Origin of the sequence: Microbacterium sp. STF-2, assembly GCF_034650155.1 — a bacterium.
In the GTDB taxonomy this organism is placed as follows: domain Bacteria; phylum Actinomycetota; class Actinomycetes; order Actinomycetales; family Microbacteriaceae; genus Microbacterium; species Microbacterium maritypicum_A.
This window is the reverse complement of record NZ_JARKMW010000001.1, coordinates 1454505-1478554: the sequence shown is the minus strand read 5'-3', so window position 1 is coordinate 1478554 and position 24050 is coordinate 1454505. Positions and strand designations below refer to the sequence as shown.

The window sequence follows — 24050 nt, the reverse complement described above, 5'->3', positions numbered from 1 at the left end:
GGTGCTCCGGGTCAGAATGGACGCATGACGGATGCCGTGCAGGAACGATACGCACGATTCGCCCGTGACGAGGCCCCCGGCCGCAGCGCGCTGTACGCGGAATGGGCGGCCGGCGTGGCGGCCGATGTCGAGGTGAGGCGCATCCTGCTGCGGATTCCCGAGACACGGAGGCAGCCGCCGCTCGTGTTCGCCGTCACCCGCCTGCTCGGAGCCGAGCTCGCCGGTTATCCGCAGTGGCGGGACTTCGTGCTGCGCAACGCCGACGAGGTGGTGGCGGAATGCGCCCGTCGCAGCCTGCAGACGAACGAACCGCTGCGCCTCGCCGCGCTGCTCCCTGTGCTGTCCGAGATCGAGGGTCCGATCGCGTTGCTCGAGATCGGAGCCTCCGCCGGGCTGTGTCTCTATCCCGACAGGTACTCGTATCGCTTCGTCGATGAAGCGGGTGCGCTCCGCGTCGGGCTCGATCCCGTGGATGGACCGTCGACCGTCGTGCTGGAGAGCCGGGTGACCGGCGCGATGCCCCCGCTGCGGATGCCGCAGGTGGCGTGGCGGGCGGGCATCGATCTGGCGCCGCTCGACGCGGCCGACCCACGTGACCGGGGATGGCTGCGGGGACTCGTGTGGCCGGGTGAGGAGGGACGGGAGCAGCGGATCGATGCTGCGCTCGAGATCGCGGCCTCCGATCCCGCACTGCTCCTCGTCGGAGACGCTCTGGAACGCATCGATGCCCTGGCGGCTGACGCGCCTGGGAATGCCACGCTCGTCATCACCACGCCCGGAGTGCTGGTGCACATCCCGCGAGCGCAGCGGAACGCACTGGTCGCCCGCATAGCCGCGCTGGACGCCCGCTGGATCACGATCGATCCGCCGGGCGCGCTCGACGTCTGGGTGCCGTCGGTGGATGCGGACGGCTGGCCGGGCTTCGTCGTCGCCATCGACGGGAGGGTGCGCGCCGCCGCCGATCCCCTCGGAGGCTGGTGGGAGTGGCGAACGTCTCCCTCGACCGTCGCGTCCTAACCTGGACTCATGCTCGGAGACCTGACGGAGCGCGATCGCGCGATCCTCGCCATCGAGGTCGCCTGGCCGCGGCACGGCTCAGCCAAGGAAGAAGTCATCCGCGCCCAGCTGGGCATGAGTTCGGCCCGCTATTACCAGCTCCTCGGGCGGCTCATCGAGTCGGAAGCCGCTCTGGCGTACGATCCGATGCTGGTGCGGCGGCTGCGCCGCATCCGGGATTCACGCGCCAGGCAGCGCTCGGCTCGCACACCGGGTTTCGTCGGCTGAGAAGAGCCGTCGGCGGCTTCCCGAATCGGGTGTTCCGCGCCGCGGATCGGAATGCCAGGAAGGTGACGCTAGCATCGAGGGGTGTCCAAGCCCTCCCGCGATCGCTTCGATGACGTTCCCCGTTCCTCCGGACGTGTGGGAGCGCATCGCGCCGAAGCTCCGGGGATGAACGGCTGGGTCGTGCTGCTCTGGTCCTTCGTCGCCGCCCTCGTCCTCATCATCGCCGGGATCTTCGGTTCCCTCGTGGTGATGGGGCGCATCTCGCTCTTTCCTGAGGCGGCGTCCACGCCGGTCCCCACTCCGGTCGAGACGGGTGTGGTGGACACCTCGGTCTCCGTGATGATCCTCAACGGCACGCCGGACGAGGGGCTCGACACGCAGATGCGGGACGTCCTCGTCAACAATGGATGGGCGCCGGACATCGTCTTCGCCGGAGACAGCTCGAGTCAGGACTTCGCCACCACCACCGTCTTCTACGTCAACGATGAGGATGAGCTCGCCGCGATCGGATTGGCGAACCTCCTCGGTGGCGCTGCCGTGCAGCAGAGCGACTATTACTCCGGTCAGACGGAGGACGGTCTGAAGCAGTTCACGGTGGTGATCGGCCTCGATCGATCGAGTTCCGCGCCCGAGACGCCCGGGGAGACCCCGGCCCCCTGACCTCCGCGTGCGCCACTCCTCCGGCGGCTTGCACTCGAAGGTGTCGAGTGCCAGAATGGCGTTAGCACTCTCTTACTCTGAGTGCTAAACCCAACGTCTACGTCCAGGAGGGACGAAAAAACTCATGGCAAAGATCATTGCTTTCGATGAGGAGGCCCGCCGCGGCCTCGAGCGCGGCCTGAACATCCTCGCCGACGCGGTCAAGGTCACCCTCGGCCCGCGTGGCCGCAACGTCGTTCTCGAGAAGAAGTGGGGAGCCCCCACGATCACGAACGACGGTGTCTCCATCGCCAAGGAGATCGAGCTGGACGACCCGTACGAGAAGATCGGCGCGGAGCTCGTCAAGGAGGTCGCCAAGAAGACCGACGACGTCGCAGGTGATGGCACCACGACCGCCACGGTCCTCGCTCAGGCTCTGGTCCGCGAGGGTCTGCGCAACGTCGCAGCCGGCGCCGACCCCATCTCGCTCAAGCGCGGCATCGAGAAGGCCGTCGCCGCGATCACCGAGGAGCTGCTCGCCAGCGCCAAGGAGATCGACTCGAAGGAGCAGATCGCTGCCACGGCTTCCATCTCCGCGGCTGACCCCGCGATCGGCGAGCTCATCGCCGAGGCGATCGACAAGGTCGGCAAGGAAGGCGTCGTCACCGTCGAGGAGTCGCAGACGTTCGGTACCGAGCTCGAGCTCACCGAGGGCATGCGCTTCGACAAGGGCTACCTGAACCCGTACTTCGTCACGGACCCGGAGCGCCAGGAGGCTGTCTTCGAGGACCCGTACATCCTCATCGCGAACCAGAAGGTCTCCAACATCAAGGACCTCCTGCCCATCGTCGACAAGGTGATCCAGGACGGCAAGGAGCTCGTCATCATCGCCGAGGACGTCGAGGGCGAGGCTCTCGCGACGCTCGTCCTGAACAAGCTCAAGGGCATCTTCAAGTCGGTCGCCGTCAAGGCTCCCGGCTTCGGCGACCGCCGCAAGGCGCAGCTGCAGGACATCGCGATCCTCACCGGTGGACAGGTCATCACCGAAGAGGTCGGCCTCAAGCTCGAGAACGCCACGCTCGACCTGCTGGGTCGTGCGCGCAAGGTCATCGTCACCAAGGACGAGACCACGATCGTCGAGGGTGCCGGTGAGGCAGACCAGATCGAGGGTCGCGTCACGCAGATCCGTCGCGAGATCGAGAACACCGACAGCGACTACGACCGCGAGAAGCTGCAGGAGCGCCTGGCGAAGCTCGCCGGTGGTGTGGCCGTCATCAAGGCCGGAGCCGCGACCGAGGTCGAGCTCAAGGAGCGCAAGCACCGCATCGAGGACGCTGTCCGCAACGCGAAGGCGGCCGTCGAGGAGGGCATCGTCCCCGGTGGTGGCGTCGCGCTCATCCAGTCCGGAACGAAGGCGCTCGACGCGCTCTCGCTCACGGGTGACGAGGCGACCGGCGCGAACATCGTCCGCGTCGCGATCCAGGCTCCGCTGAAGCAGATCGCGCTGAACGCCGGTCTCGAGGCCGGTGTCGTCGCGAACAAGGTCGCCGAGCTCCCCGCGGGCCAGGGCCTGAACGCGGCTACGGGAGAGTACGTCGACATGTTCGGCGCCGGCATCATCGACCCCGCGAAGGTGACCCGCTCGGCGCTGCAGAACGCAGCCTCGATCGCGGCGCTGTTCCTCACCACCGAGGTCGTCGTCGCTGACAAGCCGGAGAAGGCCGCTGCTCCCATGGGTGACCCGTCGGGTGGCATGGACTTCTGATCCTGCTCTCATGACAGAACGCCCCCGGCTTCGGCCGGGGGCGTTCTGCGTCGATACGCGTGTGCGTCAGCGGAACAGGCTGGCCGAGTACTGATCGGCGTCTGCGTACTGGGTCGCGACCGCGCCGAGCGACGTTCCGATCGATTCGAGCACCTGCTCCACATGGAGCTGCGCGCCCTGCCACTGCTCGGCGCACGTCTGGAAAGCATGGGATGCCGTGCCGGACCACGTCGACTGCAGCTGTCGGAGCTGCGCCATCAGAGTCGCGGACTCGCCCTGCAAGCGCTCGATCGTTGCGCGGGTGGCGCCGTGGGCCGCGTAGACGGCCTCGGTGTCGACGGTGAAGACAGACATGGGAACTCCTTCTCGTAGGGGTTCCGAGGCTAAGCGAGCGTCGGCGTCCGTATCCTCTCCGGGTCGCTGTCATCCCGTGCGCTGTGAGCAACGGGGCAGCCGGGCAGGCGGTGCAGAGAGCGCCCGGCGTCGGAACGGCCGCTACGGCAGGTCGAGTCGATCCAGAGGCTGCGTGTCTTCGAGGAGATGCGCAGGCGTGGCGCGCGCCGGTGCGAGCGGGAGAGTCACAGTGAACGTCGCACCCCCACCCGGAGTCTCCGATACATCGACGCCGCCGTGGAGCGCTTTCAGGATCGACGCGACGATCGCGAGTCCGAGGCCGGAGCCTCCGGTCTCCCGCGCGCGGGAGGTGTCGGCACGCCAGAAGCGTTCGAAGATCTGCTCCCGGATCTGCGGCGGGATGCCCTCGCCGTGATCGACGATCGCGATGCTCGCGGTGCCGGCCGCCCGGTCGGAGTCGACCACGATCTCGATCGGCCCGTCCTCGGGGGAGAAGCGGCGCGCATTGCCCAGGAGATTCGTGACGACCTGGCGGACCTTGTTCTCTTCGCCGAGCACGATCGGCGGGGTGCGCACGGGCAGATCGGGAACTTCGGTGAAGTCGATCGCGGGAGTCTGGTCCGGCTGCCGAGGGCGTCGGCGAAGACGCGAGAGCGTGGCTCGGGAGAGGCCTCGCGGCGTCGGCGGCTGCGGTGGTTGGAGAGGTGGGATTTCGTGCAAAGGTACCGCGGTCTTGCTGTCCGCGGTGCGGTCGATCACCGTCACGGTCCGGCCGGGGGCCGCGGCACGCAGATCGAGCGCTGCATCCCGCGCGATCGGCCGTAGGTCGAGGGGGACGATCTCCGGTTCGCGCTCCTCGTCGAGCCGGGCGAGAGCGAGGAGGTCCTCCACCAGGACCCCCATCCTGATCGCTTCCTTCTCGATGCGCTCCATGGCCCGCGCCGTGTCCTCCTCGCCCTTGATCGCGCCCATGCGGTAGAGCTCCGCGTAGCCGCGCACGCTCACCAGGGGGGTGCGCAGCTCGTGGCTCGCATCGCCGATGAAGCGCCGCATGTGCTGCACGGTGCGGTCCCGCTGTGCGAGCGAGCGATCGACCCGGTCGAGCATCGTGTTGATGGCGGTGTTCAGCCGGCCGACCTCGGTGGTGGGCTCGAGGTCGGTCAGCCGCTGCCGGAAGTCGCCGGCCGCGATCGACATGGCGGTGGCCTCGACCTGACCGAGCCTGCGGAACGTGAGTGTCACGAGCCCGCGCGTCAGCAGCGCGGCGATCAGGATCGTGATCAGGGCGATCGAGATGTAGATGCCGAAGTACTGGCTGATGATGCGATCGGCGGGTGCGAGAGGAAGAGCGACCAACTGGATGCGCAGGACACCGCCTTCCGAGGGGACGACGGCGACCGCCGCGTGGAACAGCTCGCCTTCGGCTCCCGTCATCTCGAGCGGGATCTGATCCGTGTTGGCGGTCGCCTTCGCGAGCGAGTACTGCGAGGGGAAGAGAGGCGCCTGGCCTGAAGTGCCTCGTGCCGTGGCGCGGAGTTCACCCGTCGCATCGTAGATCGCGAAGGAGAAGTCTCGAGGCTGCTCATCGCGCGGGCTGTAGGTGGTGACGCCGTCGACCGTCACCGTGTCGAAGTAGCGGTCGACGAGATCGCTCGAGACCAGGGCGGGCAACTGGGCATCGATGTTCGCGACCAGGGCGTTGCGCAGGATCGGCACCGTGCCGATACCCGCGACGAGCAGCCCGAGCGCCAGCACCGCCACCGTGACGCCGGTGACCTTGGCCCGAAGGCTGATGCGCCGCCACCAGCCGGTGACCGCATCGGGCTTGTGCGCCATGCGGTCCTCCCCGGTGCGGCGACTGCGCCGCGAGGCGGCGTCGTTGGTGGTGCGGTGGTCGTCAGACCGTCTTGCCGACCTTCAGCATGTAGCCGAAGCCGCGCTTGGTCTGGATGAGCGACTCCTCGGTGTGCGGGTCGATCTTGCGACGCAGGTAGGAGATGTAGCTCTCGACGATGCCGGCGTCACCGTTGAAGTCGTACTCCCACACGTGGTCGAGGATCTGCGCCTTCGACAGCACGCGGTTGGGGTTGAGCATCAGGTAGCGCAGCAGCTTGAACTCGGTCGGGCTCAGCTCGATCGGTTCCTTGCCGACATGAACGTCGTGCGTGTCCTGGTCCATGGACAGCTCGCCGGCGCGGATGATCGACTCCTCGTCGGCCTGCATCGTACGGCGGAGGATGGCCTGAGCCCTGGCGACGATCTCGTCGAGGCTGAAGGGCTTGGTGACGTAGTCGTCGCCACCCGCGTTGAGTCCCTCGATCTTGTCCTCGGTGCCGTCCTTCGCCGTGAGGAACAGGATGGGCGCCGTGAATCCCGCACCGCGGAGGCGCTTGGTCACGCTGAACCCGTTCATGTCGGGCAGCATGACGTCCAGGATGATGAGGTCGGGTTCCTCTTCGAGGACGGCCGAGATCGTGGCGGCGCCGTTGGCGACCGTCTTCACCTGGAATCCGGCGAAGCTGAGACCCGTGGAGAGCAGGTCGCGGATGTTGGGTTCGTCGTCGACGACCAGGATGCGCGGAGCAGTCATGTCCCCATTATGGTGACTTCGGCCATGGGGATGCTGACTATTGTGCGGAACGGCGTGGAGTCGCCCCTTCGGGAAGCGTGCGCACGCATCCTCCGATGCTGTGTGCACAGTCCGTAGGAGCGAGATCGTCCCGGGGGTGGATGCGCCGCACAGGTGCACGGGGGAGGATCGATGCATGAGCTGGAACGAGGACGTCACCGTCGCCCCCGGAAGCCCTGAAGCCCCCGGAAGCCCTGAAGCCCCCGGAAGCACCGTCACCCTGCCGGACGCGCCTGATGTCGATCAGGTCGCCTATCATCGGCTGGCGCATCTGCGTCCGCGGTATCGCTGGTGGCGCATGCTGCTGACCGGACTCGTCGGCATCACCCTCTACGTCGCGATCCTCGTGATCGTGATCGTGCCGTTGGCCATCGTGTCGATGTTCGTCCCCGGGTGGGGTGTCGAATCGCAGACGCTCCTCACCACCTCGCAGTTCTTCGACCTCGACCGGCCGTGGCTGCTCGTCGCACTGGTGCTGCCGCTGATCCTGATGATCCCCGCACTGCTGCTGGCCTCGCGCATGGTGGAGGGTCGCGGTGTGGGGCTGCTGTCGTCGGTCACCGGACGGCTGCGGATGGGGTGGCTCGGAAAGAGCCTGCTGCTGGCGCTCGCCGTGTTCGCCGTCTACTTCGCTGTGGTGCTGGGCTGGTCGGCCCTGAGCGGCGATGCGGTCGTCGCGGACTTCTCCCACCCCAGGCTCTGGACGATGGTGCTGCTCGTGCTGCTGCTCATCCCTTTTCAAGCCGCCGCGGAGGAGTATGTGTTCCGCGGATACCTGATGCAGTTGGTCGGGAGCTGGCTCCGTCATCCCGCCTTCGCGATCCTGCTGCCCGTGCCGCTGTTCGTGCTCGGTCACGGCTACGACATCTGGGGCGCGGCGAGCGTGGGCATGTTCGCGATCGTCGCCGCCTGGCTGACCTGGCGTACGGGGGGACTCGAAGCCGCGATCTCCCTGCACATCGTCAACAACGTGCTCATCTTCCTGCTCGGATCCGTCACGCTGGTCGATGCCAACGCGACTTCGGGGACCGCCGTCGACCTGCTCGCCTCGGCACTGGCCATGGTCGTCTACGCCCTGCTCGCCGACCGCTGGGCTGCAAGGCTCGGGATCGCACGCACGGCCCGGGCCGCATCAGCGCCGGCCGGAGTGCTCGGAACCCATCGACTGGGCGGCGTACTGCACGGCCGCACCACCGGAGCATGATCTCCCGAGGTCAGGCGGCGATCGCGTCCGAGTCCATGATCGTGTAGCTGTAGCCCTGCTCGGCCAGGAAGCGCTGACGGTTCTGGGCGTAGTCCTGGTCGATGGTGTCGCGGGCCACGAGGGTGTAGAAGCTCGCGGTGTGGCCCGACTGCTTCGGGCGCAGCAGGCGGCCCAGACGCTGGGCTTCCTCCTGACGCGATCCGAACGACCCGGACACCTGGATCGCGACGGAAGCCTCGGGGAGGTCGATCGAGAAGTTCGCCACCTTCGACACCACGAGCAGCGAGATGTCGCCTTCACGGAACGCACGGTAGAGCTCTTCGCGCTCGTCGACCGGGGTCGCGCCGGTGATCTGCGGGGCGTTCAGGGCCTCGGAGAGCGACTCGAGCTGATCGAGGTACTGCCCGATCACGAGGATGCGTTCGCCCTCGTGCTTCGCGATGAGCTCGCGCACGGCCTGGACCTTCGCCGGGGCGGACGCCGCGAGACGATACCGCTCATCGTCGGTCGCCGCGGCGTACTCGAGCCGGTCGTCCGGCGGCAGATCGACGCGCACCTCGTAGCAGGCGGCGGGGGAGATGAAGCCCTGCGCTTCGATCTGCTTCCAGGGGGCGTCGAAGCGCTTCGGGCCGATCAGGCTGAAGACGTCGCCCTCGCGACCGTCCTCGCGCACGAGGGTGGCGGTGAGGCCGATGCGGCGGCGCGCCTGCAGGTCGGCGGTCAGCTTGAAAACCGGCGCGGGGAGCAGGTGGACCTCGTCGTACACGATGAGCCCCCAGTCGAGCGCGTCGAGCAACGCCAGGTGGGCGTACTCGCCTTTGCGCTTCGCGGTGAGGATCTGGTATGTCGCGATGGTGACGGGCTTGACCTCTTTCGCCTGGCCCGAGTACTCGCCGATCTCCTCGGGGGTCAGACTGGTGCGCTTGAGCAGTTCGTCGCGCCACTGCCGCGCCGACACCGTGTTCGTGACGAGGATCAGCGTCGTCGTCTTGGTCGCGGCCATCGCGCCGGCGCCCACGATCGTCTTGCCGGCACCGCAGGGCAGCACGACCACGCCCGATCCGTCCTTCGCGAAGGCGTCAACGGCATCCTGCTGGTAGGGACGGATGTGCCAGCCGTCCTCGGCGAGGTCGATCTCGTGCGGGGTGCCCGGGGTGTATCCGGCGAGGTCTTCGGCGGGCCAGCCGATCTTCAACAGCTCCTGTTTGATCTGCCCGCGCGCCCAGGCATCGACGACGAACGTCTCCGGTGTCGGGTGCCCGATGAGCAGCGGCTGGATGCGCTTGTTGTTCGCGACCTGCGCCAGCACCGCGGGGTCGGAGGAGCGCAGGATGAGCGTTCCCTCCTCATCGCGTTCGATGACCAGACGCCCGTAACGGTTGACGGTCTCGCGCAGATCGACGGAAACCGAGGGTGGCACCGGGAAGCGCGACCAGCGGTCCAGAGTCTCGAGCATGTCCTCGGCGGTGTGCCCTGCGGCGCGGGCGTTCCACAGACCCAGACGCGTGATCCGGTACGTGTGGATGTGCTCGGGAGCCCGTTCCAGTTCGGCGAAGATCGCCAGTTCATGCCGGGCGCTCTCGGCATCGGCATGGGCGACTTCGAGCAGCACGGTGCGATCGCTCTGGACGATCAGGGGGCCATCAGACATAGCTCACCAGTTTAGCGGTCGTGCGGGGTGCGAGGCCTATGACGCGACGATCGTCGCTGTGAGGATGCTCGACACGGGAAGTGTCCGTTCGACATCGGCTGCACGGTCGCGCCCGCGGAGTCGGCCACCGCCCATCCCGGTCGCTTCCAGGAGGAGTTGTCGGGTGGACCCGTCCGGCATCCCCACCGTGACTTCGAGGACCGACTTCGCCCGCACGGCCGCTTCGAGCTCGCGGTCGAGCCACGCGGCGTCGGCATCGGGCCCCTGGTGGGACCGGAGCCGCGTGATCAGCGGCATGAGGTCGGTGGAGTCTCCGCTCGGAGCGGGGGCAGGGGGAGCGGGGTGGCGCTCCCGCACCAGGAGGGATCCGTCGGGGCCGACGAGCGTCGCGGGGTACCGCGCGTCTGTGAGAGCCCAGTACACCGTGTCGCGTCCGACGCGTGTGGTCAGGGAATCGAGATGCGCCGACAGGGCCAGCGGACGCAGCGACTGGTCCACCGCCATCGCCTGGATGAGGTGAGCGTCGGAGCTCTCGATCCGCGTGCGGCCGGTCTCGTCGTCCGTCGCGACGCGGACCAGTCCGTGACGCTGCGCTGTCTGCGCGATCAGGTAGCCGAGGGGCTGCGGGATTCCCGTGAGGGAGACGGAGGTGAGGAAATCGAGGATCGACGCCTCGGTCTCGCCGGCGACGAACGCGTGCGCCACGGACTCGGAGGTGAAACGGTACGACGACGCCTGAGCCGCGGACTCACGGGCGGCGATCGTGCGCAGCCGCACATCCAGCGCCGGCTGCAGCGGACCCGGTGCGATCGCGGTCAGGTCGTTCTGCAGGAAGATGCGATCGACCTCGGCCGGCAGCAGTCGCGCGAGAGCCTCGGCCTCCGCGTCGCCTCCGCGTCGCAGGCTCACCGCCCATGCGGGTTCGGTGCCGTCTTCGGCGATCAGGCCGAGGAGCGCGGCCGCATCCTGCAGGACGTGCGCACGCTCGGCCCAGGTGGGATCCCAGGGGTGGGCGAACGGCCAGGCCTCCGGAGGAACCCATCCGCCGCCTGCGGAACGGACACCACGGGGAAGGGCGTCCCGGAATGCGGTGACCAAGACAGCCCATCGGTCCGCTGCCGACGAACGCAGCCATTCCTCTGCGGACTGGCTCGATCGCAGCCGCCGGTCCGCGGACACGGCGAGCCCGGCCTGGAGGGCGATCGCGGCGAGGGTGTCGACGATCTCGGTGGGGACGCCGGCCTCCGCCAGCTGGCGCTTCTCACCCGCGCTGACGCCGCCGCCGGTGAGGAGGGCGAAGGGGCTCTCCCTCGCGATCAGGAGCAGGTCGGCGAGGACGGCCACTGTCGTGAAGGCGCGCTCGGCCGCGTGCGCCGCGGCGGTCTCCGAGGACGGAGACGCCGGTGCCGCGGCGGGCGGGAGGGGGATCGAGCGCCCGGCGATCGCGGTCACGACCGGTGGATAGGGGGTGCCGTCCGGGCGGAGCAGTGCGAGCGCCGTCAGCTGTTCCCGGTCCTGCCCGGCTTCGCCGCCGGACGCGGCGTCGAGCAACGCGCGCGCTTCGGATGCCGTGAGCGCGGGCAGGACACGCGACAGCGACGCCGGATCGAGCAGTGCCTCGGCGGCGTCGAAGAAGTCGTGCCACGGGGCGTCGGCGCGCACGGCCCGTGCCGCGAAGAGGCGGAGGAGGTCTTCGTCGCGCGCCGCCGCCAGCCAATCGGCCAGCGGTCGCGCGTGGGTGCTCATGGGCGTGGCCTCAGGAACGCGACGACGCGCGGCCCTTCCGGATGAAGCTCATCGTCAGGAGCGTGATGATCATGAGGAACGCCACCGGCAGTCCCCAATAGGGGATCGCGGCGATCACGGGCCAGATACCCTCGCCGAATGCGGCCTGCCCCATCCCGAGCGCCGTGCCGATGATGATCGCGAAGAAGCACACCACCGACGCTGCGGCGATTCCGAGCGCGGTGAACGCCAGGATGCGATCCAGCCGGCGGATGGGAACCTCCGGTTCCGAGTTCTGCGTGCTCATCCGCATCAGCCTACTCGCACTGAGGCTTCTGCTCTGCGCGCGCCGCGACCGGTAGGCTGGGGGCACGCGCACGAGCGCGTCCACTGTTCTGCATATCGATCTCAGCGAGGTTCTCCCATGCCCACCGGCAAGGTCAGGTTCTACGACGAAGACAAGGGTTTCGGCTTCATCGCCAGCGATGACGGCCAGGACGTCTTCCTGCACGCCTCCGCGATGCCTGCCGGCACCGCGGTGAAGGCCGGTGCGCGCGTGGAGTTCGGCGTGGCCGACGGCAAGCGCGGGCTGCAGGCGCTGTCGGTACGTGTGCTCGAAGCGCCGCCCAGCCTCTCGAAGGCCAAGCGCAAGCCGGCTGACGACATGGCCATCATCGTCGAGGACCTCGTGAAGCTCCTCGACGGCATCGGCGGGGATCTGCGCCGTGGACGCTACCCCTCCTCCGCTCAGGGTCGCAAGATCGCGGCCGTCCTGCGCAAGGTCGCTGATGACCTCGAAGCCTGACGCCGACGCGCGTCTCCTCGACGCCCATGATCTCGCGCTGGCCGCGCTGGCCGAGATCACTCCGGCGTCCACCGTCGGCCCCGCCGCCGGATATCTCGCCGAGGACGACGGGTCGGTGTCGCTGCGCTTCGAGAACCGGCTCGCCGGCTACCCGGGGTGGTACTGGACGGTGACCGTCGCTCGCGTCGAAGGCGAGGAGCCGACGGTACTCGAGGTCGAGCTCCTTCCGGGTGACGGCGCTCTCCTGGCCCCGGAGTGGGTGCCGTGGGCCGAGCGTCTCGCCGAGTACCGCGCGCATCAGGTCGAACTCGCCGAGGCGGCCGCGGCCGCCGGGGACGATGCGGTCGGCGAGGTAGCGCTCGACGCCGACGAGGACGGTGTCCTCGAGGACGACGACCTCGACGATGACGATGACGATGACGATGACGACGGTGAGGCCGACATCCTGCACGCCGGCGACCTGGACGGCGTCGATATCGACGAACTCGATGAGGGCGCCGCCGACGACGAAGAGTCGGAAGACGAAGAGTCGGAAGACGAAGAGTCGGAAGACGAAGAGTCCGACGACGACGCCGACGCCCTCGATGAGGACGCCGGCGAGGTCGACGAGGAGGAGTGACGCCGGGCGCTCAGGCGCCCAGGTTCTCCAGGACATACTCGATCGATCGGGTCAGCTGGCGCACGTCATCCGGCTCGATCGAGACGAACGTCGCCACCCGCAGCTGGTTGCGCCCGAGCTTCCGATACGGCTCCGTGTCGACGATGCCGTTGGCGCGGAGGGCCTTGGCGATCGCCGCGGCGTCGATGCTGTCGTCGAAGTCGATCGTCGCGACCACGGGGGAGCGGTGCGACGCGTCCGTGACGAAGGGCGTGGCGACCGAAGACGCCTCGGCCCAGTCGTACAGAACCGAAGACGACTCGGAGGTGCGTGCAGCCGCCCAGCCGAGCCCGCCGTTGTCGAGGATCCAGCGGAGCTGGTTGTCGAGGAGGTGCAGGGTCGTGAGCGCGGGGGTGTTCAGCGTCTGGTTGAGGCGCGAGTTGTCGACCGCGTTCTTCAGGCTCAGGAACTCCGGGATGTAGCGACCCGATGCCGCGATGCGCTCGATGCGCTCGACGGCAGCCGGCGAGACCGCGGCGAACCACAGGCCGCCGTCGGAGCCGAGGTTCTTCTGCGGCGCGAAGTAGTACACGTCGGCCTGAGCGGCGTCGAAGTCGATGCCTCCCGCGGCACTCGTCGCATCGATGACGGTCAGGGCGCCGTCGGCGGCGATGCGCTGGATCGGAGCGGCGACGCCGGTCGAGGTCTCGTTGTGCGGCCAGGCGTACACATCCACGCCCTCCACGACCTCGGCGACGGTGAGCGAACCGGGCTCGGCCTTGCGCACATCGGGCGCCTCGAGCCAGGGGGCGCCTGCGGAAGCGGCGAACTTCCCGCCGAACTCGCCGAAGACGAGGTTCTGGCTGCGCTGCTCGATGAGGCCGAAGGCCGCAGCGTCCCAGAAGGCCGTCGATCCGCCGTTGCCCAGGATGATCTCGTATCCCTCGGGAATGCGGAACAGAGCGGCGAGCTGCTCGCGGATGCTGCCGACGAGGTTCTTCACGGGCGCCTGTCGATGGGATGTCCCCAGGATCGAGGCTCCCGACGTGACCAGCGCCTCGAGCTGCGCAGGGCGCACCTTCGAGGGACCGCAGCCGAAGCGGCCGTCGATGGGCAGGAGGTCACGGGGAATCTCGATCGCCATGCGTCGATTCTAGGGGGCGCCCGGCATGTCTCCGGACCGCAGCGAGTCCGATGTCGGTCCGGGAATGTAGGCTTGCCTAAGAACCTCGGAGGGCCTGCACATGACCGACCTGATCGACACCACGGAGATGTACCTCCGCACCATCCTCGAACTCGAGGAGGAGAACATCGTGCCGCTGCGCGCGCGCATCTCCGAGCGCCTCGGCCACTCGGGGCCGACCGTGTCGCAGACCGTCGGTCGGATGGAGCGCGACGGACTCGTCATCGTCTCGGAAGACCGCACGCTCGAGCTCACCGACGCCGGCCGTCGCAAGGCGGTCGACGTGATGCGCAAGCACCGTCTCGCCGAGCGTCTGCTCTCCGATGTGATCGGACTCGACTGGGCGTTCGTGCATGAAGAGGCCTGCCGGTGGGAGCACGTGATGAGCGAGCAGGTGGAACGTCGCCTGGTAGAGCTGCTCGGACACCCGACGGAATCGCCGTACGGCAACCCGATCCCCGGTCTCGACCAGCTCGGCGACGTGCCGGCGCGCACCTTCGACGAGGGGGTCATCGGTCTCGTCCAGCGTCTCAATGCGGCGGGGGAACCGGTCGAGGGCACGGTCCGTCGTCTCGCCGAGCCCGCGCAGGTCGACCCCGAGCTTCTCGAGCAGCTGCGCGATGCGGGAGTCGTTCCCGGAGCGCACGGCGACTTCCGCTTCAGCGAGGGTTACGTGCTCATCCAGATGGACGGCAAGGAAGACGGCCTCGAGCTCCCGGTGGAGCTGGCATCGCACATCTTCCTGGTGGGCGAACCGGCCTGATCCCGCGCGGAAACCGGGTGCGACACCGCCACGGAGACGGGGCGTCGCGGGCTTCTGCGAGGATTGCCAGTTTCCCAGGGTGACATGATCGTTATCTTCCGGTAACCTCGGTCAAGTCGCCAGCGAAGAAGCCCGCTGGAGATGAACCCGCGAAGATCGCCTTCCAGGCTCGTCGTCTTCACGGCAGGAACGCACAAAGTACCCGAGCTACATTCGTGCCACGAGAGCAGAGTGCCGACGAGCCAGCGCTGACCCGAACAGCGTGAGGGCCCAGGAGGACCAAGTTTTGGCCGCAGACATCGAACCGCCCGCGAAGAAGACATCTGAAGACCGCGTACCCGCCCGCCGCACCGGCGCGAGGGTGAGTGCTCGCAAGGCCGTCAAGCCACTCCGATCCATCGCCATCTTCGGGGCCGTCGGCGCACTCGTCGCCGGCATCGCCCTGCCCGCTTTCGCCTCGTCGAAGCCGAGCGAGGCTGCGCCGACGACCGTGCAGCAGCTTGCTGCCGTCGACGCACAGTCGCTCGTCGTCGCCTCCCAGGCCACCGCGGCGCCGCTCGCTCGCGGCACGTTCAGTGCGACGACTCCCGAGGAGATCGCGAAGAAGAAGGCAGAAGAGGCTGCTGCCGCCCGTGCCGCTGCCGCTGCCGCTTCCACCGCATCGACTTCCTCCCGCTTCAACACCGCGGGCTACGCGCTCACGTCGCCGGGATCGGGTGAGGTGCGCTATCCGCTTCCGATGGGATCGTGGAACGTCAGCCGTACCGTGGGCGGTGGGCACAACGGTGCCGACATGCTCGCCCCGGCCGGCACCCCGATCTATGCGGCTGCCGCCGGTGTGGTCCGCGCCTCCGCAGAGAGCATCGGCGGCTACGGCGTGGCCGTGATGCTCGACAGCGTCGTGGGTGGTCAGCGTCTGCAGACCACGTACGGCCACATGCTCTACGGTTCGCGTCAGGTACAGGTCGGCCAGACGGTCTCCGCCGGACAGCTGATCGGCTACGTCGGCAGCACCGGTCGCTCGACCGCGAACCACCTCCACTTCGAGGTCTGGATCAACGGCGGACTCGTCGAGCCGATGTCCTGGCTCTCCGTCAACGCCGGCTGATTTCCGGACACGCCTCCTTCCATTCATCCGCCGTTTCGCCCTGCACCCAGGGGGATGGGTTAGCCTGATCCCGTTGTCGTACAGGTGGGAGAGGCTGATGGAGCGAATACCGACCATCCGAACCATGGATGCCCTCGGTCGTCACGTCCTTCTGCATAGCCCGCAGGGATGCCACGGCGTTGCCGTGCGCGAAAGGCGCTGTCTTTAGACGGCGCCTTTTTTCGTCCCCGCGTTCGATCTGCCTCCTGCACGACCTCGTGTGAGTCGAGAGTGCCGGGAAGCCGTCCCGGCGGATCGAGAGGATGACGAATGCGCACACTGGTCCTGAATGCCGGATACGAACCGCTCGCGATCGTGTCGTTCAAACGAGCCCTGGTGCTGGTGATGAACGACAAGGCGACCGTGATCGAACGCGTGGAGGAAGACCCCGTCTGGGGCACCCACGGCGTCTACGATCGCCCGGCTGTCATCATCCTGGCGCGTTATGTGCGGGTTCCGACGAGCAGGCGCGTGCCGGTCACGCGTCGCGGTGTGCTGCGCCGCGACAACCACCGCTGCGGTTACTGCGGCAAGGCGGCGTCGACGATCGATCACGTGCTGCCGCGTTCGCGCGGGGGAGCGGACTCCTGGGAGAACCTCGTCGCCTGCTGCCTCCGCTGCAACAACGTCAAGAGCGATCGCACACCGCAGGAGATGCGCTGGCAGTTGCGCTTCACTCCGCGTCCTCCGCACGGCACCGCCTGGACGGTGCGGGGGACCGAACGCAGCGATCCACGGTGGGAGCCCTACCTGGCGCTCGCCGCCTGAGACGTCGAAGAGGGGCCACCCTTCGGATGGCCCCTCTTCGACGTCGTGCCCGCGACAGGATTCGAACCTGCGACCTGCCCTTTAGGAGAGGGCTGCTCTATCCCCTGAGCTACGAGGGCGTGCACCCAGTCTAAGCGACCGGATGCACGCCGCCACGTCTCAGTCCTCTCCGCGCCGCCACAGCTTCGACGGCCACCAGATGGCTTTGCCGATGTCGTAGGTCAGGGCGGGAACCAGCAGCGAGCGGACGACGAAGGTGTCGAGGAGCACGCCGAAGGCCACGATGAAGGCCAGCTGCACGAGGAAGAGGATCGGGATCACCGACAGTGCGGCGAAGGTCGCGGCGAGGACGAGACCCGCCGAGGTGATCACCCCGCCCGTGATCGAGAGCCCACGCAGGATGCCCTCCCGAGTCCCGTGCGCCTTCGATTCCTCACGGACGCGCGTCATGAGGAAGATGTTGTAGTCGATGCCGAGCGCGACGAGGAACACGAACCCGAAGAGCGGAACCGCGGGGTCGGCGCCAGGGAACGCGAAGATCCCGTTGAAGACGAGGGCGGAGACCCCCATCGCCGTGCCGAAGGAAAGCACCGTCGTGAGGATCAGCAGCACCGGTGCGAGGATCGACCGCAGCAGCAGCATCAGGATGAACATGATCACCACGAGGATCACCGGGATGATGAGGTTCCGGTCGTGGATCGATGCATCGTTCGTGTCGATCGACGTGGCCGTGACACCGCCCACGAGCGCGCCCATGCCGTCGAGTTCGCCACGCAGCTCGCGCACGGTCGACGCGGCGGCGGCGGAGTCGGCGGCATCGGTCAGGGTGCCCTGCAGGAGCACCTCTCCGTCGACCGTCGTCGGCTCGGGTGCGGGCGTGCCGGGTGCTCCGATCGCCGAGATGCCGTCCTCGGTGACGGGGGCGCTGCCGCTGGGCGAGTCGGCGGCCGTCACGGAGACCCCGTCGACACCGTCGTTCGCGAGCAGGACGTCAGCCGCATCCTGCAGCCGATCCTCCTTCACCACCACGTATACGGGGCTTCCGGATCCACCGGGGAAGTGCTCGCCGAGCGCGACCTGTCCGTCGCGGGCCTCCGACGCGCCGAGCACCAGGTCGGACTGCGGCACGCCATCGGCGTCGAGCTGGGTGATGCCCGCCGCCCCAGCCAGGAGCACGAGCGTCGTCACGATCCAGATCACCCGTGGACGGCGCTTGATGAGGCCGGCGAGACGTGCCCACAGGCCCGTCGTGCGCATGCCGTGCTCGGCGGCGACGACCTCCGGTTCGAAGCGGGGGCGCCGCGGCCAGAACACCGCGCGGCCGAAGAGCAGCAGCAGCGACGGCAACAGGGTGAGAGCCGAGAGCATCGCGAACACGATGCCGATCGCCGCGACCGGCCCCAGGGTGCTGTTCGACTTCAGATCGCTGAGCAGCAGACAGAGGAGTCCGGCGATCACGGTGCCGCCCGAGGCGACGATCGGTTCGACCGAGCCCTTCCATGCCGCCATGACCGCCGTTCCCTTGTCCTGCGCGATGCGCAGCTCCTCTCGGAAACGCGCGACGAACAGCAGCGCGTAATCGGTGGCGGCGCCGATCACGAGGATGAAGAGGATCCCCTGTGTCTGACCGCTGAGCAGCAGCACCTCGAACTTCGCCAGCCACCACACCACGAGCAGAGCCACGCAGAGGGCGAACAGGCTCGTCGACAGCACGACGAGTGGCAGGAGGAACGATCGGTAGACCAGCACCAGGATGACGAGGACCGCGAGGAGGGCGACGCCGAGGAGCAGCCCGTCGATGCCGGCGAAACCGGCCACCAGGTCGGCGCTGAAGCCGGCGGGTCCTGTGATGTACACGGTGACCCCGTCGGGGACCGCGTCGCGCAGTTCCTCGCCGAGAGCCGTCGTCACGTCCGCGAGCTCGGCATCGGCGTCGATCGGGATGAACGCCTGCACCGCCTGCCCGTCATCGGAGGGGAGCGCCGGAGAGACCTCGTCGCCGACGCCTTCCACCTTCGGCGCATTCGCGACGGCGTCGGAGATCGCGTCGATCTCCGACGCCGTGAGCGCGTCGTCGGACGTGAACACGGCGATCGCCGGGATGGAGTCGCTGTCGTTGAACTCCCCGAGAAGCTTCTGCACCTGGGTGGCATCCGCCGATTCGGGGAGGTAGGTCGTCTGCTCGTTGGAGGACACCTCGTCGACCTTGCCGAACAGGGGCCCTCCGAGTGAGGCACCCACCAGCCAGACGAGGATCAGCGCCACGGGGAGGAAGATCCGCACCCAGGAGTGTCGTCGTGAACGCTCCCTCGCGGGCGGGGTCGGCGTGGCATCGGGGCGGGACATCGGGTTCCTTTCGGGCGGAGCTGGGGGTCAGGAGATCCAGGCGAGGATGAGGATCATCGTCGCGAGGAAGCCGGCGAAGTAGTTCAGGGCGATGAAACGTCGCCAGGCGCGGTTCGTGGAGGCGGAGGTCTCGTCGGTCACGTTCCACCACGGCGCCGCGTTGACGATGTAGGGCAGCGCGAGGGCGGCGGCGAGCGTGCCCGGCCAGGGGGTCAGCAGCATCGCCGCCCCCGCGATCACCCACAGCGACACCGACAGTCGCACCGTCGCGCGTGCGCCGATGACCGTCGCGATAGACGAGATCCCGGCTTCCCGGTCAGGGCCGATGTCCTGCACGGCTCCGAAGGCGTGGGCGGCCATGCCCCACAGGAAGAAGGCGCCGAGCGTGATCGCCGCGCCGACGGTCACGGGCGCCTCGGCCAGGGCGAGCCCGACGATGGCGGGGCTCACGAAGTGCGTACTGGAGGTGACGGAATCCAGGAACGGGCGCTCCTTGAATCGGAGGACAGGCGCGGAGTAGGCGATGACCGCGAACACGCTGACCGTCAGCCAGAGCCACGACGCCGGGTTTCCCACCACGACGAGGTAGACCAGGAAAGGGATGTTGGTCGCCGCGGCCGTCCACAGCGTCGCTCGATGGATGCGAGGGGCGAGGAGAGCCCCTTCGATGCCGCCCTTGCGCGGGTTCGCCAGATCGGAGGCGTAGTCGAAGACATCGTTGATCCCGTACATCGCGAGGTTGTAGGGGATCAGGAAGTACAGCGTGCCGATCACGAATGTCAGATCGATCTCGCGGGTGCTGAGGAGGTAGGCGGCGGCGAAGGGGAAGGCGGTGTTGATCCAGCTGATCGGACGCGACGACAGGATGATCTGGGCGATGTCTCGTCCGATGCTGCTCGGCGGAGCTGCGGCGGTGCTCATCGTGAAGTCTCCTCATCGATCGGTCGACGATCCTGCGCCCGCCGCCGGGCACGCATCGCGGTCCACAGGGCCGGGAGGAGCAGCGCCCCCGCGAGCGGATAGGCGAAGTCCTCGATCGGAGCCAGGCCGACGTGCACGCCGAGCAGCGGGTCCTGCGCATAGTGGAACAGGCCGCTCGCGATCATCGCGGTATCGAACGCCGCGGTGAGCACGAACAGCACGACCACGGTCAGCAGCACGGCGAGCGGGCGCGGGCCGCGCGTGCGGGAGGCGAGCGCGAGCCCGATTCCGCCCAACGTGGCGACAGCCACGAAGCAGGCGGAGAGCTGGAGGTAGGTCATGATGCCTCCGTCTCGTCGCGCCGCCGCGCTCGGCGTCGGGAGATGACCCGGGCGGATCCGGTGTAGATCACCATGGTGCACACCACGAGGAACACCAGGAACACGGGTTCCTCGATGGGAAGCTCGGGGGCCAGGAGCAGACCCGACGCGATCGCGCCCTCGCCCCGGAAGAAGATCCCGTTGGCGATGCCCGCCACGTCCCAGAGCAGGAAGAAGACGAGGCCGACGGCCGTGACGACCGCGGCCGACACCGCGTCGCGCCAGAAGAAGAGGCGGAACCGCCAATCCAGCAGCAGCATGCAGCTCAGCGACAGGAGGAGAGCCGCCAGATACACGGCGCCCATCAGGGCGCCTCCGTCACGGCAGCGGAAGAGCCGGGAACGGGGAGCGGGCCGGGGGAGTGGTCGCCGCGGACGCGCTTGAGGACGATCTCCGCACTGATCAGGCACATCGGGACACCGACGCCGGGCGCGGTGGTGGCCCCGGCGTAGAACAGGCCCTGCACGCGCCGAGAAGCGTTCTGCGCGCGGAACATCGCGCTCTGCGAGAGGATGTGCGCCGGCCCCAGCATTCCTCCGCGCCAGGAGTGATAGTCGTCGCGGAAGTCTGCGGGACCGGTCGTCTCGCGCACGACGATGCGTTCGCGGAGGTCGGGGATCCCCGCCCACGCCGCGATCTGATCGATCGCCGCATCCGCGGCGCGCTCGATCTCGGGCGATCCCGCTCCGTCGGGTCCGCCGTGTCCGAGATCGACGTCCGCCGGGACCGGGATCAGCACGAACAGGTTCTCGCTGCCGGCAGGGGCCACGTCGGGATCCGTTGCGCTCGGCCGGCACACGTAGATCGATGCCGGCTCGGGAACGGTCGGCGTGGCACCGAAGATCGCGTCGAAGTTCGCGTCCCAGTCGTCGGTGAAGAACAGGGAGTGGTGCGGCAGCTCGGGGAGTGTGCCGCGAACCCCGAGCATCACGAGGATTCCGCCCGGTCCGCTGGTGCGCCGTGCCCACCACGACTCGGGGTAGGTCTGCAGCGAGGGGGGAAGCAGCGCCGTCTCCGTGTGGTGCAGATCGGCCGCCGAGACCACCACATCGGCGCTCTCCGTGTGCGTGGAGCCGGAGGCGTCGACCCAGCCCACGCCGGTCACGTAGGTACCGTCGCCGCCGTCCTGGGTGCGGATTCCGGTGACTTCCGCCCCGGTCTCGATGCGGACCCCCGCGTCGCGCGCCAGCGCCTCGATCCGCTCGATCACCCGCCAGAAGCCGCCCTGCGGATAGCTGACTCCCTGGTCGAGATCGAGGGCGCTCATCAGGTGGTACATCGCCGGCGCGCTTCGCGGGTCGGTGCCGAGGAACACTGCGGGATAGCCCAGGATCTGTCGGACCACGGGGTGCGTGAAGCGCCGGGCCGCGAAGGACTGCAGGCGTGTTCCGAGCAGGGCGGAGAGGCGCGGCAGTGCTCGGAGGACCTCGGGGGCGAGGAGCGAACGCATGCGTGTGAAGGGGTTGTAGAGGAAGTACTTCTGCGCCATCGCTCCGGCATGCTGCGCGGAGTCGAGGTAGGCGTCCAGCGTCGCCGTGGAGCCGGGCTCCAGTGCTTCGAAGAGTCCAGTGACCTGATCGCGTCCTGCGGGGACGGTCACGGGACCGGATCCGCCACCGACCGCATCCGGGTCGCGGAACACCCGGTATCCCGGATCGAGGGGGATGAGATCGAGCTGCGCCTCGGTCGTGGTGCCCATCATCTCGAAGAAGTGGTCGAAGACCTCGGGCATCAGATACCAGGACGGCCCGGAGTCGAAACGGAAGCCGTCGCGTTCGATCGTCCCGGCGCGGCCGCCGACGCGATCGTTCTTCTCGAGGATCACGACCTCGTGCCCGTCCCGGGCGAGCAGTCCCGCGGTCGCGAGACCGGCGACTCCGGCACCGATCACCACAACCCGGCTCATCGGTCCCGCTCCATCGCTGTGACGAGCACGGACCGCGCGGCGAGAGCGGCTTTGATCGGATCCGGAACGCGTACCCGGCGTCGGTAGAGGACGTCGGCGGGGGTCTGTGCCACACGGCGGGTCAGAGCGGCGAACAGAGCCAGGGCGCTGCGCACCGCCGCGCGGGCGTCCTTCGGCAGCAGGGGGATAGCGTCACGCGCGTCGGCCAGTTGCCGGAACACGGTCTGCACCCATGCGTCCCGGTCGGCATCGGTCAGACGCGCAGCGCCGCCGAGGTAGCCGCGGTGCAGGCGGTCGGTGTCATCGGCGAGGTCGCGCAGGAAGTTCACGTTCTGGAAGGCCGCACCGAGCTGACGGGCGCCGTGCCGCAGCGTCGCGAGGTCTTCGGGCGCGCGTTCGGTATTCCGGAGGAACACCCGCAGGCACATGAGACCGACGACTTCGGCGGAGCCGTAGACGTACGCCGCGTGGGCTTCGACGTCATAGGCGGCGAAGCCGGCGTCTTCGTCGATGTCTGCGCGCATCGAGTCGAAGAACGGCTGCGTCAGGTCCTCGCCGATCCCGCACTCGCGCGCGGTCCGCGCGAACGCATGCAGGATGAGATCGCTGCTGTAGCCGCTGCGCATCGAACGATGCGTCTCCGCGATGTAGGAGTCGAGCGCGGCGGATTGCGCGGTCACGTCCAGACCAGCTTCGGCGGCGACGCCGTCGACGATCTCATCGGCGATGCGCACCATCGCATAGATGTTGCGGACGTGCTGGCGATGACGGCGTCCCAGAAGACGGGTCGCGAGTCCGAACGACGTCGAATAGCTGCGGATGACATCGGTCGTCGCGATCTCCGCCGTGCGGTTGAAGCGCCGGAGGGCGGTGCTGTCCCGACGATCGGCCGCGTCCGCGTTCACCGACTGCGACTTCCGACTCGGGAGGCGAGGGTGCGCAGTACCTGTCCGGCCGCCGGGGGCAGACCATCGGCTTCCGCTTCGAGGAGTGCGGCGTCCGTGGCATCGAGGTGCTCCTGCACCAAGCCTCGGACGAAGGTCTCCGAGCCGCATTCGCGCAGTCGATCACGGGCAGCGGCACCGTCGGTCGGGCTGAGATCCGGTCTTCCGAAGTGCAGTTCGATGTCGTCCCACTGGCTCGTCATGCGGGCGTAGGCGATGATCGCAGTCTCCTTGCCTTCGCGTAGATCCGAGAACGGGTCCTTGCCGTGCTCTTCCGGGTCTCCGAACACGGAGAGCAGGTCATCCTGTAGCTGATAGGCGAGGCCGAGGTGCAACCCGATCATGGCGAGATACTCCTCGGTCGCAGCCGACGAGGCGGCGAGCACCGCCGCAGCGCGCAGCGGGAGCACGAAGGAGTATGTCGACGTCTTGTACGCGCTCGTGGAGAGGATCGTGCGCAGATCGGGGGCGATGATGCCGTCGCTGAGGGCGACGTCGGCGTGCTCGCCGGCCACCGTCTCGAAGATGGTCTGTTCGAGCAGGCCGAGCAGACGATCGCGGGCTTCGGGCATCACGTCCGCTCGGGCGAAGCCCAGCACAGCCGACGACAGGAGCAGGTCTCCGAGCAGGATCGCGCTCGATCGGGCCCAGTGCAGGGCGGCTTCGGTCGGTCGCGCCGCGTGCTCGGCGACGAGCGCACCGATCAGATTGGGACGCCGTCGTCGCATCAGATCGCCGTCGATGACATCGTCGTGCAGCAGGAAGGCGAAGTGGAGAAGCTCGACATGGGCTGCGACATCGATGGCCGTGCGCGTCTCATCGGCGGTCAGGGGAGCGGGGGCCAACGCGTGCGTCAGATCCAGGAGGAGCCGGGGGCGGATGAGCTTTCCGCCGAGGGCGTGCTCCTCCGCGGCCCGCCACAGCCCCACGAACTCGTTCCCGTACCGCTCTGCGGCGGCGCTCCTCTCGGAGAATCGATGACGCAGCGCCTCCTCGATCCGCGTCGCGAGCGATTCCTCGGTCGTCGTCACGCTCATG

At 68.3% G+C, this 24050-nt stretch carries 23 protein-coding genes, 1 tRNA gene and 1 pseudogene; 10 read left to right on the top strand and 15 right to left on the bottom strand.

Annotated elements, in window-relative coordinates; genetic code table 11:
• Positions 1–24 precede the first annotated feature (24 nt).
• The 4 genes from MicroSTF_RS06975 to groL all read left to right on the top strand — a co-directional run bounded on the left by MicroSTF_RS06975 (position 25) and on the right by groL (position 3688).
• Positions 25–1017, top strand: a complete 993-nt coding sequence (locus tag MicroSTF_RS06975; RefSeq protein WP_297556120.1) for a DUF2332 domain-containing protein — start codon at positions 25–27, stop codon at positions 1015–1017.
• 9 nt (positions 1018–1026) lie between these two features.
• On the top strand, positions 1027–1284 hold the full coding sequence (locus tag MicroSTF_RS06970) for a DUF3263 domain-containing protein (RefSeq protein WP_029258668.1): 258 nt from the start codon (positions 1027–1029) through the stop codon (positions 1282–1284).
• A gap of 81 nt (positions 1285–1365) precedes the next feature.
• Entirely contained in the window at positions 1366–1944 is a 579-nt protein-coding gene (locus tag MicroSTF_RS06965) for a LytR C-terminal domain-containing protein (protein ID WP_021199054.1), read from the top strand.
• A 124-nt stretch (positions 1945–2068) separates the two neighbouring features.
• Positions 2069–3688 carry a chaperonin GroEL gene (gene groL, locus MicroSTF_RS06960; protein WP_021199053.1) on the top strand — a complete coding sequence of 540 codons (1620 nt, stop codon included), beginning with the start codon at positions 2069–2071 and terminating at the stop codon, positions 3686–3688.
• 66 nt (positions 3689–3754) lie between these two features.
• On the opposite strand, the gene MicroSTF_RS06955 is transcribed toward groL, so the two are convergent.
• From MicroSTF_RS06955 to MicroSTF_RS06945, 3 genes are all read right to left on the bottom strand, one after another.
• A complete protein-coding gene (locus MicroSTF_RS06955; RefSeq protein ID WP_021199052.1) occupies positions 3755–4042 on the bottom strand; it encodes a WXG100 family type VII secretion target in 288 nt (95 codons plus the stop codon).
• Positions 4043–4183: 141 nt separating this feature from the next.
• A complete protein-coding gene (locus MicroSTF_RS06950) occupies positions 4184–5878 on the bottom strand; it encodes a sensor histidine kinase (protein ID WP_021199051.1) in 1695 nt (564 codons plus the stop codon).
• A gap of 61 nt (positions 5879–5939) precedes the next feature.
• Positions 5940–6632 carry a response regulator transcription factor gene (locus tag MicroSTF_RS06945; RefSeq protein WP_021199050.1) on the bottom strand — a complete coding sequence of 231 codons (693 nt, stop codon included), beginning with the start codon at positions 6630–6632 and terminating at the stop codon, positions 5940–5942.
• A 175-nt stretch (positions 6633–6807) separates the two neighbouring features.
• Here MicroSTF_RS06945 and MicroSTF_RS06940 point away from each other — a divergent pair, with 175 nt between their 5' ends.
• On the top strand, positions 6808–7875 hold the full coding sequence (locus tag MicroSTF_RS06940) for a type II CAAX endopeptidase family protein (RefSeq protein ID WP_322954459.1): 1068 nt from the start codon (positions 6808–6810) through the stop codon (positions 7873–7875).
• A gap of 10 nt (positions 7876–7885) precedes the next feature.
• Here MicroSTF_RS06940 and MicroSTF_RS06935 read toward each other — a convergent pair whose 3' ends face one another.
• The 3 genes from MicroSTF_RS06935 to MicroSTF_RS06925 are packed head-to-tail and all read right to left on the bottom strand — an operon-like array spanning position 7886 to position 11558.
• Positions 7886–9526 (bottom strand): DNA repair helicase XPB, encoded by a 1641-nt coding sequence (locus MicroSTF_RS06935; protein WP_292762336.1) that lies wholly within the window; start codon positions 9524–9526, stop codon positions 7886–7888.
• A gap of 36 nt (positions 9527–9562) precedes the next feature.
• Positions 9563–11272, bottom strand: coding sequence for a helicase-associated domain-containing protein (locus tag MicroSTF_RS06930; RefSeq protein ID WP_322954450.1), 1710 nt, complete (start codon positions 11270–11272; stop codon positions 9563–9565).
• A 10-nt stretch (positions 11273–11282) separates the two neighbouring features.
• Complete coding sequence (locus MicroSTF_RS06925; protein ID WP_021200011.1) at positions 11283–11558, bottom strand: hypothetical protein; 276 nt, start codon at positions 11556–11558, stop codon at positions 11283–11285.
• Between the two features lie 117 nt (positions 11559–11675).
• On the opposite strand from MicroSTF_RS06925, the gene MicroSTF_RS06920 reads away from it, so the two are divergent.
• Both MicroSTF_RS06920 and MicroSTF_RS06915 read left to right on the top strand, forming a co-directional pair.
• Positions 11676–12056, top strand: a complete 381-nt coding sequence (locus MicroSTF_RS06920) for a cold-shock protein (protein WP_021200010.1) — start codon at positions 11676–11678, stop codon at positions 12054–12056.
• Positions 12040–12675, top strand: a complete 636-nt coding sequence (locus MicroSTF_RS06915) for a DUF3027 domain-containing protein (protein WP_322954445.1) — start codon at positions 12040–12042, stop codon at positions 12673–12675. The genes MicroSTF_RS06920 and MicroSTF_RS06915 overlap by 17 nt, the downstream gene beginning before the upstream one ends.
• Positions 12676–12685: 10 nt before the next feature.
• Here MicroSTF_RS06915 and serC read toward each other — a convergent pair whose 3' ends face one another.
• Positions 12686–13798, bottom strand: coding sequence for a phosphoserine transaminase (serC, locus tag MicroSTF_RS06910; protein WP_029258663.1), 1113 nt, complete (start codon positions 13796–13798; stop codon positions 12686–12688).
• Positions 13799–13898: 100 nt separating this feature from the next.
• Between serC and MicroSTF_RS06905 the strand changes: the two genes are divergently transcribed.
• From MicroSTF_RS06905 to MicroSTF_RS06895, 3 genes are all read left to right on the top strand, one after another.
• Entirely contained in the window at positions 13899–14600 is a 702-nt protein-coding gene (locus tag MicroSTF_RS06905) for a metal-dependent transcriptional regulator (protein WP_021200007.1), read from the top strand.
• Positions 14601–14886: 286 nt separating this feature from the next.
• Positions 14887–15708, top strand: coding sequence for a M23 family metallopeptidase (locus tag MicroSTF_RS06900; RefSeq protein ID WP_021200006.1), 822 nt, complete (start codon positions 14887–14889; stop codon positions 15706–15708).
• 309 nt (positions 15709–16017) lie between these two features.
• A complete protein-coding gene (locus tag MicroSTF_RS06895) occupies positions 16018–16515 on the top strand; it encodes an HNH endonuclease (protein WP_029258662.1) in 498 nt (165 codons plus the stop codon).
• A gap of 46 nt (positions 16516–16561) precedes the next feature.
• Here the strand turns inward: MicroSTF_RS06895 and MicroSTF_RS06890 are convergent.
• The 8 genes and pseudogenes from MicroSTF_RS06890 to MicroSTF_RS06855 all read right to left on the bottom strand — a co-directional run bounded on the left by MicroSTF_RS06890 (position 16562) and on the right by MicroSTF_RS06855 (position 24049).
• Positions 16562–16634 (bottom strand) — tRNA-Arg (locus MicroSTF_RS06890).
• 40 nt (positions 16635–16674) lie between these two features.
• Positions 16675–18861, bottom strand: a complete 2187-nt coding sequence (locus tag MicroSTF_RS06885) for an MMPL family transporter (protein WP_167255755.1) — start codon at positions 18859–18861, stop codon at positions 16675–16677.
• A 27-nt stretch (positions 18862–18888) separates the two neighbouring features.
• Positions 18889–19782 (bottom strand): prenyltransferase, encoded by an 894-nt coding sequence (locus MicroSTF_RS06880; protein WP_021200003.1) that lies wholly within the window; start codon positions 19780–19782, stop codon positions 18889–18891.
• Complete coding sequence (locus tag MicroSTF_RS06875; protein ID WP_136024159.1) at positions 19779–20123, bottom strand: lycopene cyclase domain-containing protein; 345 nt, start codon at positions 20121–20123, stop codon at positions 19779–19781. Before MicroSTF_RS06875 ends, MicroSTF_RS06880 begins: the two co-directional genes overlap by 4 nt.
• Positions 20120–20467, bottom strand: coding sequence for a lycopene cyclase domain-containing protein (locus MicroSTF_RS06870; protein ID WP_322954436.1), 348 nt, complete (start codon positions 20465–20467; stop codon positions 20120–20122). Before MicroSTF_RS06870 ends, MicroSTF_RS06875 begins: the two co-directional genes overlap by 4 nt.
• Positions 20467–22110 (bottom strand): annotated as a pseudogene (crtI, locus tag MicroSTF_RS06865) (phytoene desaturase family protein); the annotation flags it as partial. The pseudogene crtI and the gene MicroSTF_RS06870, both read right to left, overlap by 1 nt.
• Positions 22065–22973 (bottom strand): phytoene/squalene synthase family protein, encoded by a 909-nt coding sequence (locus MicroSTF_RS06860; RefSeq protein ID WP_322954433.1) that lies wholly within the window; start codon positions 22971–22973, stop codon positions 22065–22067. The pseudogene crtI and the gene MicroSTF_RS06860, both read right to left, overlap by 46 nt.
• Positions 22970–24049, bottom strand: coding sequence for a polyprenyl synthetase family protein (locus MicroSTF_RS06855; RefSeq protein ID WP_029258656.1), 1080 nt, complete (start codon positions 24047–24049; stop codon positions 22970–22972). Before MicroSTF_RS06855 ends, MicroSTF_RS06860 begins: the two co-directional genes overlap by 4 nt.
• Position 24050 lies beyond the last annotated feature (1 nt).

Coding starts and splice junctions, on each gene's coding strand:
- MicroSTF_RS06975 (WP_297556120.1), top strand. CDS start 25: ATGACGGATGCCGTGCAGGAACGATACGCACGATTCGCCCGTGACGAG.
- MicroSTF_RS06970 (WP_029258668.1), top strand. CDS start 1,027: ATGCTCGGAGACCTGACGGAGCGCGATCGCGCGATCCTCGCCATCGAG.
- groL (WP_021199053.1), top strand. CDS start 2,069: ATGGCAAAGATCATTGCTTTCGATGAGGAGGCCCGCCGCGGCCTCGAG.
- MicroSTF_RS06955 (WP_021199052.1), bottom strand. CDS start 4,042: ATGTCTGTCTTCACCGTCGACACCGAGGCCGTCTACGCGGCCCACGGC.
- MicroSTF_RS06950 (WP_021199051.1), bottom strand. CDS start 5,878: ATGGCGCACAAGCCCGATGCGGTCACCGGCTGGTGGCGGCGCATCAGC.
- MicroSTF_RS06945 (WP_021199050.1), bottom strand. CDS start 6,632: ATGACTGCTCCGCGCATCCTGGTCGTCGACGACGAACCCAACATCCGC.
- MicroSTF_RS06940 (WP_322954459.1), top strand. CDS start 6,808: ATGAGCTGGAACGAGGACGTCACCGTCGCCCCCGGAAGCCCTGAAGCC.
- MicroSTF_RS06935 (WP_292762336.1), bottom strand. CDS start 9,526: ATGTCTGATGGCCCCCTGATCGTCCAGAGCGATCGCACCGTGCTGCTC.
- MicroSTF_RS06930 (WP_322954450.1), bottom strand. CDS start 11,272: ATGAGCACCCACGCGCGACCGCTGGCCGATTGGCTGGCGGCGGCGCGC.
- MicroSTF_RS06925 (WP_021200011.1), bottom strand. CDS start 11,558: ATGAGCACGCAGAACTCGGAACCGGAGGTTCCCATCCGCCGGCTGGAT.
- MicroSTF_RS06920 (WP_021200010.1), top strand. CDS start 11,676: ATGCCCACCGGCAAGGTCAGGTTCTACGACGAAGACAAGGGTTTCGGC.
- MicroSTF_RS06915 (WP_322954445.1), top strand. CDS start 12,040: ATGACCTCGAAGCCTGACGCCGACGCGCGTCTCCTCGACGCCCATGAT.
- serC (WP_029258663.1), bottom strand. CDS start 13,798: ATGGCGATCGAGATTCCCCGTGACCTCCTGCCCATCGACGGCCGCTTC.
- MicroSTF_RS06905 (WP_021200007.1), top strand. CDS start 13,899: ATGACCGACCTGATCGACACCACGGAGATGTACCTCCGCACCATCCTC.
- MicroSTF_RS06895 (WP_029258662.1), top strand. CDS start 16,018: ATGCGCACACTGGTCCTGAATGCCGGATACGAACCGCTCGCGATCGTG.
- MicroSTF_RS06885 (WP_167255755.1), bottom strand. CDS start 18,861: ATGTCCCGCCCCGATGCCACGCCGACCCCGCCCGCGAGGGAGCGTTCA.
- MicroSTF_RS06880 (WP_021200003.1), bottom strand. CDS start 19,782: ATGAGCACCGCCGCAGCTCCGCCGAGCAGCATCGGACGAGACATCGCC.
- MicroSTF_RS06875 (WP_136024159.1), bottom strand. CDS start 20,123: ATGACCTACCTCCAGCTCTCCGCCTGCTTCGTGGCTGTCGCCACGTTG.
- MicroSTF_RS06870 (WP_322954436.1), bottom strand. CDS start 20,467: ATGGGCGCCGTGTATCTGGCGGCTCTCCTCCTGTCGCTGAGCTGCATG.
- MicroSTF_RS06855 (WP_029258656.1), bottom strand. CDS start 24,049: ATGAGCGTGACGACGACCGAGGAATCGCTCGCGACGCGGATCGAGGAG.